This is a genomic window from Prevotella sp. P2-180 (genome assembly GCF_002251435.1).
Taxonomy (GTDB): Bacteria; Bacteroidota; Bacteroidia; order Bacteroidales; family Bacteroidaceae; genus Prevotella.
This window is the reverse complement of the sequence record NZ_NPJI01000029.1, coordinates 140,850-153,692: the sequence shown is the minus strand read 5'-3', so window position 1 is coordinate 153,692 and position 12,843 is coordinate 140,850. Positions and strand designations below refer to the sequence as shown.

Genomic DNA, 12,843 nt, shown 5'->3' with positions numbered 1-12,843 from the left:
GTTAGCAGTAAAGGAGATATGGAGTTTAGGAGTTAAGACAAATGTCCAAGCCAAGAATACTTTGCGCTCATAACTATTGTCTTAACCCCTGAACTCCTTAACTCCTAAAAGCCCCCTTTAACTCCTGAAAAAATCCCCTCCCCCATTACGTAATTTTGATATTTTTAATTTGAAGACATTTGAAGAATTGGGTGTAAGCGAAGAGATTCGCCGAGCCATCGAGGAATTGGGATTTGAAACCCCAATGCCTGTACAAGAGGAAGTAATACCCTATTTACTTGGAAGCCGTAACGACGTTATTGCATTAGCACAGACCGGAACAGGAAAAACAGCTGCATTCGGAATACCTGTGCTACAAAAGATCAATCCTAAAAACAAGGACACACAGGCTTTGGTGCTTAGTCCAACAAGAGAGTTGTGCCTACAAATTGCAGACGACTTGAAAGACTTCTCGAAATACATGAAGGGTGTAAATATCGTAGCAGTTTACGGAGGTACATCGATCGAAAACCAAATTCACGCTCTTAGGCATGGAGCACAGATAATTGTAGCTACCCCTGGAAGACTTATCGACCTGATGCACAGAGGAAAAGCAAAGTTGGAAAACGTGAACAACGTGGTGCTCGACGAGGCTGACGAAATGCTCAATATGGGCTTTGCCGACAGTATAAACGAAATATTCGAAGATCTGCCAGAAGAACGAAACACGCTACTTTTCTCGGCAACCATGAGCAAGGAAATAGAGAAAATAGCAAAGAGCTATCTGAATGAATATAAGGAGATTATAGTGGGTAGCAGAAACGAGGGTGCTGAAAACGTAAACCATATCTACTATCTCGTAAATGCCAAAGACAAGTATCTTGCACTGAAACGTATAGTGGATTTCAACCCAAAGATTTTCGGCATCATCTTCTGTCGTACTAAACTCGACACGCAGGAGATTGCCGACAAACTCATTCACGACGGATACAATGCGGAAAGCTTACACGGAGACCTAAGCCAGCAGCAGAGAGACCTTACAATGCAGAAGTTCAGACAGCATCTCACTCAGCTCCTCGTAGCTACAGACGTGGCTGCAAGAGGACTTGATGTGGATGACCTCACACATGTGATAAACTTCGGACTGCCTGACGACATAGAGAGTTACACCCACCGTAGCGGACGCACTGGACGAGCAGGTAAGAAAGGTACGTCGATATCCATCATACACACACGTGAAAAACACAAGATGAGGGCCATAGAAAAGGAGATAGGGAAGGCCTTTGTAGAAGGGGATATTCCATCGCCAAAGGAGATCTGCAAAAAGCAACTCTACAAGGTGATGGACCAGATTGTGAAAACCGACGTGAACGACGAGGAGATAGACCCGTTTATGAAGGACATAAACCGCTATTTCGAATTCATGGACAAAGGCGACCTCATAAAGAAAATTGTAAGTATGGAGTTCGGAAAGTTTCTTGCATACTATGCCGACGCTCCTGAAATAGAGAAACCTACATCAAGACGGGCAAGGGAGGAGCGTAAAACAAAGAGAAATGACAGAAACTCACAAAGAGGCGATAAGGGACAGACTAAGCGTGGCAAAAAAAAGGCAGAAAAGGGCTACAAACGACTGTTTATCAACCTTGGAAAGAATGACGGATTCTATCCTGGGGAGGTCATGCAGTATATCAACAAGCATGTGAAAGGAAGGCAAGACGTGGGACACATAGACCTTCTTGACAAATTCTCGTATATAGAAGTGCCTGAAAAAGACGCCGCCAAGGTAATGAAAGCTCTCGACGGAACAGTGTACAAAGGACGAGAAGTTCGTTGTAACGATGCCGACGAGAAAGGTCACGGTCGAAAGGTTAACAACGATAATGGCGACTGGCGCCAGTTCTTTAAGAACAACAATGTAAAGTTCAAGGACGACGAACCTGACTTCAGCGAAGAAGGATGGGCTATGAGAAAACCAAGGAAGAAGTAGGGTTATGATATTTTTAACATTTCGCAAAGTGCTTGTAAATAAGGACTTTGCGATTTGTTTTTTTTATACGCTTTAAGAAATAACAAAAAAAAGTGGGGAAAAGTGGGGAAATGTGGGGGAAAATGATTATCTTTGCAAGCGAATTCAATATATAAAAGGTGTACACATGCGTTTTATAGGTAAGACAGAAGCAAAACTCGACAGCAAGGGACGTGTGTTCCTTCCTGCTACTTTCCGCAAGGAACTTCAAGGTTCTACTGCGGATAAACTCGTGTTGCGCAAAGACGTGTTCAGCGACTGTCTTGTACTTTACACAGACGATGTATGGAATAACCAAATGGAAACGCTTAGAAACAAACTCAACCGCTGGAACAAGGCCCACCAGCAGGTGTTTAGGCAGTTTGTTGCTGAAGCCGAAATAGTTCAGCTCGACGCAAGCGGAAGAATACTGTTGCCAAAGCGATGCATGCAGTCGGTAAATATTGACCAGAATGTAATATTTATAGGCATGGGCGACACCATTGAGATATGGCCTAAGCCAGAAGAGCCAACAGCATTTCTGGACGACAACACCTTCAGCTACGCCATTGAGAGCCTTATGGCTGAAGACAAAAGACAAACAAAGGAAAACGACCAAAAGGAGATGGAGGAGTGACAATGACAGAAGAAAGAGATTTTGTATATCACAAACCAGTACTGCTGAAGGAAAGTGTTGACGGACTTGACATCAAAGAAGGAGGAGTGTATGTCGACGTGACATTCGGCGGAGGTGGCCATAGCCGCGAAATACTCTCAAGACTTGACACAAAGGCACGACTGTTCAGTTTCGACCAAGATGCCGATGCGGAAAACAATATTGTGGACGACGACAGGTTTACATTCGTAAGAAGCAATTTCAGGTATCTGAAAAACTGGATGAGATATTACGGCATTGAACATATTGACGGGCTGCTTGCCGACTTAGGAGTGTCGAGCCACCATTTCGATGACGAAACACGTGGATTCTCGTTCCGATTCGATGCACCAGTGGACATGAGGATGAACAAACGAGCGGGACAAACAGCCGCCGACGTGCTGAACAAATACGAAGAAGAAAAACTTGCCGACATTTTCTACATCTACGGAGAATTAAAGAACGCACGGAAAATAGCTTCGGTTGTGGTAAAGGCGAGAGTTGCAAAACCAATAATGACGACATCAGACCTACTTGAAATAGTAGAACCACTGATGCCGAAAGACAGGCAGAAGAAAGACCTCGCAAAGCTATTCCAAGCATTGAGAATAGAAGTAAACAAGGAAATGGAAGCTCTGAAGGAAATGCTTGCCGCAGCCGTGGAACTGCTAAAGCCAGGAGGAAGACTCTCGGTAATCACATATCACTCGCTTGAAGACCGTATGGTGAAAAACGTGATGAAGACAGGAAACGCTGAGGGACGAACGGAAAAAGATTTCTATGGAAGGTCGACATCGCAAATGAAACAACTGCAAGGAAAACCAATAGTGCCAACGGCACAAGAGCAAGAGGAAAACCCAAGAAGCAGAAGCGCAAAACTGAGAGTGGCAGAAAAACTCAACTGATAATTATCGGAAGTGTGATATGAACGAAAAAAAGAATGATATAAAGGAAGCTGAAGTCAACAACAAAGGCAAGGCTGATAAAAACAACATAAAGGAGGATGCTGCAGAAAAAACGTCGGCTTTCGAGCGACTGCGACAAAGCGTAAGCGAGGAAGACGAGATTCCTGCATCATCGATGACCCTGAGAACAATACTTGGAGGCGATATCCTCTATGCTGAAGTGTTGAGAAAGCAATTGCTGACAATTACAATAATAGTATTTTTCGCCATCATATATATTGCATTCAGATACCAATGCCAGCAAGACATGATAACCATCGACAAACTCGAGGTTAGGCTGAAGGATGCAAAATATAAGGCACTGTCGAGCTCAAGCACTCTCACTGAACGATGCAGGGAAAGCCATGTGCTCGAATTACTAAAGAGCAACAAGGACAGCTTGCTAAAAGTGTCAGAACAACCGCCTTATATAATAAATATTCCAGACAATGAGTAAGTTTGACAATGATAAGGTGATGCCGCGATATTTCGCCATTGCCGTGGTACTGACTCTGCTTGGAGTTGCCATCATAGGAAAGGCCATGTATATCATGACGGCTAAAAAGGATTATTGGGAAGAAGTGGCGTCAAGGCTTAAAAGAGATAGTGTGGACGTCAGACCAAACAGAGGCAACATCCTAAGCTGCGACGGGCAGCTCATGGCCAGCAGTCTGCCGGAGTTTAAAATGTATATGGACTTCGTGGCTGGTGGTGAGGAGAAAGACTCGCTTTGGGAAGTAAAACTCGACAGCATATGCATGGGACTCAACAAGATATTTCCTTCGAAAAGTGCAAAGGAGTTTAGACAGCATCTGGAAAAGGGACGAAAGAAAAAGTCCAGATATTGGGCTATCTGGCCTAAACGAGTGGACTACAACACGTTTACAGAGGTAAAAAAACTTCCAGTGTTCAACCTTTCAAAATACAAAGGAGGATTCAACTATGAAGAGTTCAACGCCCGACGAAGACCTTTCGGTTCGTTAGCACAACGCACCGTAGGCGACATGTATGGAGCAAAGGATACTGCAAGGTGCGGACTCGAACTGACATACGACTCCATACTAAGAGGCACCAACGGTCTGACACATCGACGCAAGGTGCTAAACCACTGGATGAACATTCCAGTCACACCGCCTATTGATGGCTGCGACATCGTCACCACAATCGACGTGGGTATACAGGACTTGGCAGAAAGGGCTCTCATTGAGGAACTGAAAGACCCACAGGTGAATGGCGATGCGGGAGTGGTGATTGTCATGGATGTACCTACAGGAGACATAAAGGCCATGGTGAACATGACCAAATGTGCCGACGGTGAGTATAGGGAAATCAAGAATCTTGCTGTCAGCAATCTGCTTGAACCAGGGTCTGTATTCAAAACAGCCTCCATCATGGTGGCTCTCGACGACGGAGTGGTGGACACTACTTACAAAGTAGACACGGGATGTGGCATCTGGAAAATGTATGGAAGAGACATGAAAGACCATAATTGGAGAAGAGGTGGCTATCAGGTCATTTCACTTCCACGCTCGCTTGAGGTGAGCTCTAACATAGGTGTAAGCCGAATAATCGACGACCACTACCACAACAACCCCGAGAAGTTTGTTGAGGGAATAAGAAGAATAGGACTGGCCAGCGACCTGCATCTGCCAATTGCAGGCTCTACACCTCCTAGAATTCGCATGCCAAAGAAAAACTCTAGAGGACAGTATGTAAACTGGAGCAAAACGGCACTGGCATGGATGAGCATAGGATATGAAACACAGATACCACCCATCTCTACCGTGACTTTCTACAACGCTATTGCAAACAACGGAAAGATGATGAAACCACGGTTTGTGAAACAGGTGATGAAAAACGGAGAGGTGGTGAAGGAATTTCAACCTGAGGTAATAAAAAACAGCATCTGCAAGCCAAAGACTCTGAAGGAGATGCAAACAATATTGGAACACGTAGTGAGCCAAGGTCTCGGGAAAAAGGCTGGGTCGAAATCGTTTAAGGTGGCTGGAAAAACAGGTACGGCTCAGGTATCTCAGGGTGCAGGAGGATACAAAACTGGAGTGACTCACTACCTGCTTAGCTTTGCAGGATACTTCCCCGCCGACAACCCGATGTACAGCTGCATCGTATGTATACAAAAGTCAGGACTGCCTGCATCTGGAGGTGGTATGAGTGGAGTGGTGTTCCATCATGTGGCAGAAGGAGTGATGGCAAGACATCTCAAACTCAGTGTGGAAGACGCAAGAGACACATCTTCTGTATTTATACCGAACGTAAAAAACGGGAACTTGCTTGCGGCTTCTTACGTGCTGGACAGACTTGGAATAAAAAACAACGCACAGTGGAGCGGCAGTTATTCAAATGGGAATCCTATATGGGGAAAGACTCAAGAACATCCAAAGGAAGTTCTGCTGAAACATGTAAAGACATACTCTAACATCGTGCCTGACGTGAAAGGCATGGGAGCAAGAGACGCCGTATTCATGCTTGAAAGCAGAGGATTGAAGACCACCATCAATGGCTGCGGAAAAGTAGTGGGACAAAGCATAGAACCTGGAACCGTGGTAAAGCGTGGACAGATATGCATATTGACAATGAATTAGTAAAAAAAAGGAGCATAATATGAAACTGAACGAAATTCTAAGCAAAGTGAAGATTCTCGACATCGTAGGAAATAATGATGTCGAGATAACAGGAGTGAACATTGACTCACGCCGCATAGAGAACGGACACCTCTTTGTCGCTATCAGAGGCACACAGGTGGACGGACATTCGTTTATTCAAAAGGCGATAGACTTGGGAGCAGATGCAATACTCTGCGAACAATTGCCCGAAAATCTAAACGACAACGTGACTTATGTTGTCGTTGAATCGACAGAGGAGGCCGTTGGCCCCGTTGCCACCATGTACTACGGAGACCCTACTTCTAAACTAAAACTCGTGGGCGTGACTGGAACAAATGGAAAAACTACCATCGCCACATTATTATATAATATGTTCCGAAAGTTCGGACATCGTTGCGGACTATTGTCTACCGTATGCAACTATATCGAAGAAGAAGCGATACCAGCCAGTCATACCACTCCTGACCCCATTGAGCTGAACAGAATGCTTGCAAAAATGGTGGAGGCTGGTTGCGAATATGCATTTATGGAATGTTCGAGCCATGCCATTGCACAGAAACGCATTGGAGGACTGAAATTTGCGGGTGGATTGTTTACAAATCTCACCCGCGACCATCTCGACTATCACAAGACATTCGAAAACTACCGCGACGCAAAGAAGGCGTTCTTCGACATGCTGCCAAAAGACGCATTCGCCATAACTAACGCCGACGACAAGAATGGAATGGTGATGGTTCAGAACACCAAGGCTAAGGTGAAGACTTATTCTATACGAACTATGGCAGACTTCAAGGCCCGAATCATAGAATGCCACTTCGAAGGCATGTATCTGGACATCAACTCCCATGAGGTAGGAGTGCAGTTCATTGGAAAGTTTAATGTCAGCAACCTGCTCGCTGTATATGGTGCCGCAGTGATGTTAGGAAAGTCTCCGGAGGATATCCTGGTGATAATGAGCACATTGAAGAGTGTGAGCGGACGTCTTGAACCAATACGCTCGAAAGATGGATATACGGCCATCGTTGACTACGCGCACACTCCGGATGCACTGGAGAATGTGCTGAACGCCATACATGAAGTGTTAGATGGCAAAGGACATGTAATCACGGTCTGTGGTGCTGGAGGAAACAGAGACAAGGGCAAGCGACCTCTGATGGCACAGGAAGCGGTAAGGCAGAGCGACAAGGTGATAATCACAAGCGACAACCCTCGATTCGAAGAGCCACAGGACATAATCAACGACATGCTCGCCGGACTTACCCCTCAGCAACTGAAGAAGGTAATAAGCATTGTTGACAGAAGAGAAGCCATCAAAACAGCATGTATGCTTGCCCAAAAGGGTGACGTGATACTCATTGCCGGAAAAGGCCATGAGGATTATCAGGACGTAAAGGGAGTGAAACATCATTTCGACGACAGGGAAGAAGTGAGGAAAATATTCGCACAATAAACACAAATAAAAGGTAAAGGCAAATGTTATACTATCTGTTTAGATTCCTTGACCAGTTTGGAATTACCGGAGCCCATATATGGTCATACATCTCCTTCAGGTCGCTTCTCGCCCTGATACTCTCGCTAGTCATCTCGGCATGGTTTGGAGAAAAGTTTATCAAATACATGAAGAGAAGAAACATCTCTGAGGTGCAGCGCGACGCAAGCATCGACCCGTTTGGCGTTGAGAAGAAAGGAGTGCCAACCATGGGCGGCATCATCATCATCGTAGCCATTCTCGTGCCAGTCATTCTTCTCGGAAGAATGAGAAATATTTATCTTATTCTCATGATTGTCACAACCTTGTGGTTGGGATTCTTGGGATTTCTCGATGACTATATTAAGATATTCCGTCGCAACAAGGAAGGACTGAAAGGCAAATATAAAATTGTGGGACAGGTGTCGATAGGCCTCATCGTAGGACTGGTGATATACTTCAGTCCTGACGCCGTAATAAGGGAAAACATCTCTGTGGAAAGACAAAATCAGGAACTTGTGGTGAAACACAAGAGCAAGGCTGAAAAGTCTTTGCAAACTACGATTCCATTCATCAAGAACCACAATCTCGACTATTCGAAGATAATGTCGTTCTGCGGGAAATACAAGGAAGAGGCAGGATGGATACTTTTCGTGCTTATGACCATAATAGTAGTCACTGCCGTGTCTAACGGAGCAAATCTCAACGACGGAATGGACGGGATGTGTGCAGGAAACTCAGCAGTCATTGGTGTGGCTTTAGGTATTTTGGCGTATGTGTCGAGTCATATAGAATATGCCTCTTATCTAAATATAATGTATATACCAGGAACAGAGGAACTTGTGGTCTTCTCATGTGCTTTCGTAGGTGCCATGATAGGATTCCTTTGGTATAACGCCTATCCAGCTCAGGTGTTTATGGGCGACACTGGTTCGCTTACCATCGGAGGCATCATCGGTGTGTGTGCCATCATCATACACAAAGAGCTGATGCTGCCAATACTATGCGGTATTTTCTTCGTGGAAAGCCTCAGTGTGATAATTCAAACGCAGTGGTTTAAGATACAAAAAAGAAACGGACGAAGGGTAAGAGTGTTTCGTGCCACTCCAATACACGACAACTTCAGAAAGCTCGACTCTCAGCTCGACTCTACAAGTACATACATATTGAAAAAATGGCCACACCGTCCGTTCCATGAATCAAAAATCACAATAAGATTCTGGATTACGACCATCATTTTGGCCGCATTGACAATCATTACATTGAAGATTAGATAAAAGAAAGATGAAAAGAATAGTTATATTAGGAGCCGCTGAGAGCGGTGCCGGTGCAGCAGTACTGGCAAAGAAACAGGGATTCGACGTGTTTGTGTCAGACATGTCGACAATAAAGGACAAATACAAGACACTGCTCGAGACACACAACATCGAGTGGGAAGAAGGAAAGCATACTGAAGAGAAAATACTCAATGCCGACGAGATAATAAAAAGTCCTGGTATACCAGACACAGCGCCGATGATATGCAAGATAAAGGATAAGGGTATACATATCATCAGCGAGATAGAGTTCGCAGGACGTTATACCGACGCAAAGATGATATGCATCACAGGAAGTAACGGAAAGACAACGACCACGTCGCTCATATATCATATATTCAAAGAAGCTGGCTACGACGCTGGACTGGCAGGAAACATCGGTAAGTCACTGGCCTTGCAAGTGGCTGAAGAACCACACGAGTACTATATCATCGAGCTCAGTTCGTTCCAACTCGACAATATGTACGATTTCCGTGCCGACATCGCTATACTGCTGAACATCACCCCAGATCATCTTGACCGATACGACAACTGCATGCAGAACTATGTAGACGCAAAGATGCGTATCATACAGAATCAGACAGAAAAGGACGCGTTCATTTACTGGAACGACGACCCAATAATAAAGCGCGAACTGGAAAAATACGATATCAAGGCTGTATGCTATCCTTTCTCTGAACTGAAAGAAAAAGGCTCGATAGGATACATTGAAGAAGGTGAATACAAAATAGAAACTCCAATGCCATTCAACATGGAGCAGGAAGAAATGAGCCTCACAGGAAAGCATAATATCTATAACAGTCTTGCGGCTGGCATCGCCTCAGACATCTCTGGAATTAAAAAAGAGGTGATAAGAAAAAGTCTGAGCGACTTCCCCGGTGTGGAGCATCGACTGGAAAAGGTGGCCACTATAAAGGGAGTACACTATGTAAACGACTCTAAGGCTACAAACGTAGACGCTTGCTGGTATGCATTGGAAAGCATGAATACAAAAGTGATACTCATCATAGGAGGAAAGGATAAGGGCAACGACTATAATGCCATTGCCGACTTGGTGAAGGAGAAATGCTCTGGTCTGGTTTATCTCGGGGCAGACAACACAAAGCTGCATAACTTCTTCGACGGATTCGGAATCCCTGTGTGTGACACACACTCCATGAAAGATTGCGTAGAGGCTTGCTACAAGATGGCGAAAACTGGTGAAACGGTACTACTTAGCCCATGCTGCGCCAGCTTCGACCTGTTCAAGAACATGGAAGACCGAGGAGAGCAGTTCAAGACTTTGGTCAGAGCTTTATAACAATAAAACAAGGAAGTAAACAATGAAACGCAAAATAGGCAATCTCTTCAAAGGCGACAAAGTGGTGTGGATGGTGTTTTTCATGCTTTGCATGATAAGCATCGTCGAGGTGTTCAGTGCCTCCAGCAACTTGACCTATGGAAGCAACAATTATATAATGCCTATTATAAAGCACTCGATGACTATCTTTTTGGGACTGTTTGTAGCCATACTCACATTAAACGTTCCATGCAGGTATTTCAAGCTATTTACACCGATACTGATATGCCTTTCATTTTTCACACTTCTCTGGGTGCTTTTTGCTGGTGAGACAATAAATGGAGCCAACAGAGTAGTAGGTTTGGGAGCCTTGACATTCCAACCTTCTGAAATAGCGAAGGGCACAATGGTTCTGGCATCAGCTCAGATACTGAGTGCCATGCAGAACGAACATGGCACAACAGATAAAAACGCCTTCAGGTTCATATTGATCCTGCTGATTCCCATGTCGATTCTTATAGGTAAGGAGAACCTCTCCACAGCAGCATTGCTCTGTCTCGTCATCTATCTCATGATGATCTTAGGACGAGTGCCAATGGTGCAACTGGGGAAATTGCTCGGAGTTGTGACTATCGCCGTGTCCTTGTTCGTTGGAAGCATTATGCTCTTTGGCAAAGACGAAACTACTGATAATCCCAATCTTACCAAGACAGAAGAGATTCAAAAGAATGATGTAGAGAAGGTCGAGTCACAACCCATGAAGCTGCAACGTTTCGGTACATGGAAGAAAAGAATCAAGAAGTTTCTCGACAATAAACCGATAGCGCCCAAGGACTACGACCTTGACAAAGACGCACAGGTGGCTCATGCAAATATCGCCATCGTCTCAAGCAATATTATAGGAAAGGGGCCTGGAAATTCGGTTGAGAGGGATTTCTTGTCACAGGCCTTCTCCGACTTCATATATGCCATCATCATTGAGGAGATGGGCATCGTGGGTGCTACTATTGTAGTGTTCTTGTATATCGTACTGCTCTTCAGGGCGGCAAGGATAGCAAACAGGTGCGAAAACAATTTCCCGGCATTCCTCGTCATGGGACTTGCTTTGCTGCTTGTCATTCAGGCTGTGTTCAACATGATGGTGGCCGTTGGTCTTGTGCCTGTAACAGGACAGCCACTTCCGCTCATCAGCAAAGGTGGCACATCGACAGTAATCAACTGTGTCTACATAGGAATGATTTTGAGCATAAGTAGGTCAGCAAAAAGAAAGACGAAAGAAGTGGCTGCAGATGATTATAACCAAGAAATGGTTATGAAAAACGCTCCGAAAAGCTCAATAATATCAAGCATTTAAAGAAAAAAAAGAAAAAAACTGGAAATAATGGTTGAATAAGGCCAAAAAAATGTATCTTTGCGGTCTTATAAAAAATGAGAAAAATGAGTGACAGTATTAGAATCATAATAAGCGGAGGAGGAACGGGAGGACATATCTTCCCCGCTGTCTCTATTGCAAATGCAATAAAGGCAAAGAGACCAGAGGCGCAGATCTTGTTTGTAGGCGCTGAAGGAAGGATGGAAATGCAAAGGGTGCCAGCGGCTGGTTATGACATAAAGGGACTGCCGGTGAGAGGACTAATACGTCCGCTATGGTCGCCAAAAAATATCGGAGTGGCTTTAGACTATTTGAAAAGCATTCGCATGGTGAAGTCTATAGTGAAGGACTTCAAACCTGATGTGGCCGTTGGTGTTGGAGGATATGCAAGCGGTGCAACCCTCGACGCTGCCGCAAAGATGGGAATACCTTGTCTCATACAAGAACAGAATTCTTATGCCGGAGTAACTAACAAGCATCTTGCATCGAAGGCGAGAAAGATTTGTGTGGCATACGAGGGAATGGAACGATTCTTCCCTGCTGACAAGATAATGATTACAGGTAATCCTGTAAGACAAAACCTTATCGAGACGAAAATGTCGCGCGAAGAGGCTGTCACTTCATTCGGTCTCGACCCGAAAAAGAAAACCATACTCTTCGTGGGTGGAAGTCTCGGAGCAAGAACGGTCAACGAGAGCATATTAAGAAGACTCGACGTTATAAGGAAGTCGGAAGTACAGATAATATGGCAAACGGGAAAATTCTATAGCGCAAAAATAAAGGCTCAGCTGGAGAATGCAGAACCAGTGAAAAACCTCGTTGTCACTGACTTTATCAGCGACATGGGGACAGCATACAAGGCAGCAGACCTCATTATCAGCAGGGCAGGTGCAAGCAGCATCTCTGAATTCTGCCTCATAGGCAAGCCTGTGGTCCTTGTGCCTTCACCAAACGTGGCAGAAGACCATCAGACAAAAAACGCGATGTCTCTGGTTAACAAGCAGGCTGCCATGATAATGAAGGATGCGCAAGCTCCAGATGAACTTGTAGACCTCGCTTTGGAAACCGTGAACAGCAAAGAAAAGCTCGAAAGCCTGAGCATGAACATTAAGAAACTTGCACTTCCGGACTCTGCAAACATCATTGCCGACGAGGTGTTGAAATTGGCTGAAGAAGGGAAAAAATAATTAATTCAATT

The 12,843-nt window shown here is 44.7% G+C and carries 10 protein-coding genes; all 10 read left to right on the top strand.

All coding sequences use genetic code 11. The features are described 5' to 3' along the window. Window positions 1-169 precede the first annotated feature (169 nt). The 10 genes from CIK98_RS04815 (at window position 170) to murG (ending at window position 12,832) form a co-directional block, all read left to right on the top strand. Window positions 170-1,969, top strand: a complete 1,800-nt coding sequence (locus CIK98_RS04815; protein WP_094383144.1) for a DEAD/DEAH box helicase — start codon at window positions 170-172, stop codon at window positions 1,967-1,969. Between the two features lie 166 nt (window positions 1,970-2,135). Then, window positions 2,136-2,624, top strand: coding sequence for a division/cell wall cluster transcriptional repressor MraZ (locus CIK98_RS04810; protein ID WP_094383143.1), 489 nt, complete (start codon window positions 2,136-2,138; stop codon window positions 2,622-2,624). A gap of 2 nt (window positions 2,625-2,626) precedes the next feature. Further along, the gene (gene rsmH / locus CIK98_RS04805) at window positions 2,627-3,547 is read left to right on the top strand and encodes a 16S rRNA (cytosine(1402)-N(4))-methyltransferase RsmH (RefSeq protein ID WP_094383142.1); all 921 of its coding nucleotides are present in this window, start codon (window positions 2,627-2,629) and stop codon (window positions 3,545-3,547) included. A 19-nt stretch (window positions 3,548-3,566) separates the two neighbouring features. Further along, window positions 3,567-4,043 (top strand): FtsL-like putative cell division protein, encoded by a 477-nt coding sequence (locus CIK98_RS04800; protein WP_253249647.1) that lies wholly within the window; start codon window positions 3,567-3,569, stop codon window positions 4,041-4,043. Next, on the top strand, window positions 4,036-6,189 hold the full coding sequence (locus tag CIK98_RS04795; protein ID WP_094383141.1) for a penicillin-binding protein: 2,154 nt from the start codon (window positions 4,036-4,038) through the stop codon (window positions 6,187-6,189). Before CIK98_RS04800 ends, CIK98_RS04795 begins: the two co-directional genes overlap by 8 nt. 19 nt (window positions 6,190-6,208) lie before the next feature. Next, the gene (locus tag CIK98_RS04790) at window positions 6,209-7,660 is read left to right on the top strand and encodes a UDP-N-acetylmuramoyl-L-alanyl-D-glutamate--2,6-diaminopimelate ligase (protein WP_094383140.1); all 1,452 of its coding nucleotides are present in this window, start codon (window positions 6,209-6,211) and stop codon (window positions 7,658-7,660) included. Window positions 7,661-7,683: 23 nt separating this feature from the next. Further along, window positions 7,684-8,955: a phospho-N-acetylmuramoyl-pentapeptide-transferase gene (locus CIK98_RS04785; protein WP_094383139.1), complete on the top strand. Its 1,272-nt coding sequence runs from the start codon at window positions 7,684-7,686 to the stop codon at window positions 8,953-8,955. Window positions 8,956-8,962: 7 nt separating this feature from the next. Beyond that, complete coding sequence (murD, locus tag CIK98_RS04780; protein ID WP_094383138.1) at window positions 8,963-10,294, top strand: UDP-N-acetylmuramoyl-L-alanine--D-glutamate ligase; 1,332 nt, start codon at window positions 8,963-8,965, stop codon at window positions 10,292-10,294. Window positions 10,295-10,316: 22 nt separating this feature from the next. Continuing rightward, complete coding sequence (locus CIK98_RS04775; RefSeq protein WP_094383137.1) at window positions 10,317-11,627, top strand: FtsW/RodA/SpoVE family cell cycle protein; 1,311 nt, start codon at window positions 10,317-10,319, stop codon at window positions 11,625-11,627. Window positions 11,628-11,710: 83 nt separating this feature from the next. Then, on the top strand, window positions 11,711-12,832 hold the full coding sequence (gene murG, locus CIK98_RS04770) for an undecaprenyldiphospho-muramoylpentapeptide beta-N-acetylglucosaminyltransferase (protein WP_094383136.1): 1,122 nt from the start codon (window positions 11,711-11,713) through the stop codon (window positions 12,830-12,832). Window positions 12,833-12,843: the final 11 nt, after the last annotated feature.

Coding starts and splice junctions, on each gene's coding strand:
- CIK98_RS04810 (WP_094383143.1), top strand. CDS start 2,136: ATGCGTTTTATAGGTAAGACAGAAGCAAAACTCGACAGCAAGGGACGT.
- rsmH (WP_094383142.1), top strand. CDS start 2,627: ATGACAGAAGAAAGAGATTTTGTATATCACAAACCAGTACTGCTGAAG.
- CIK98_RS04800 (WP_253249647.1), top strand. CDS start 3,567: ATGAACGAAAAAAAGAATGATATAAAGGAAGCTGAAGTCAACAACAAA.
- CIK98_RS04795 (WP_094383141.1), top strand. CDS start 4,036: ATGAGTAAGTTTGACAATGATAAGGTGATGCCGCGATATTTCGCCATT.
- CIK98_RS04790 (WP_094383140.1), top strand. CDS start 6,209: ATGAAACTGAACGAAATTCTAAGCAAAGTGAAGATTCTCGACATCGTA.
- CIK98_RS04785 (WP_094383139.1), top strand. CDS start 7,684: ATGTTATACTATCTGTTTAGATTCCTTGACCAGTTTGGAATTACCGGA.
- murD (WP_094383138.1), top strand. CDS start 8,963: ATGAAAAGAATAGTTATATTAGGAGCCGCTGAGAGCGGTGCCGGTGCA.
- CIK98_RS04775 (WP_094383137.1), top strand. CDS start 10,317: ATGAAACGCAAAATAGGCAATCTCTTCAAAGGCGACAAAGTGGTGTGG.
- murG (WP_094383136.1), top strand. CDS start 11,711: ATGAGTGACAGTATTAGAATCATAATAAGCGGAGGAGGAACGGGAGGA.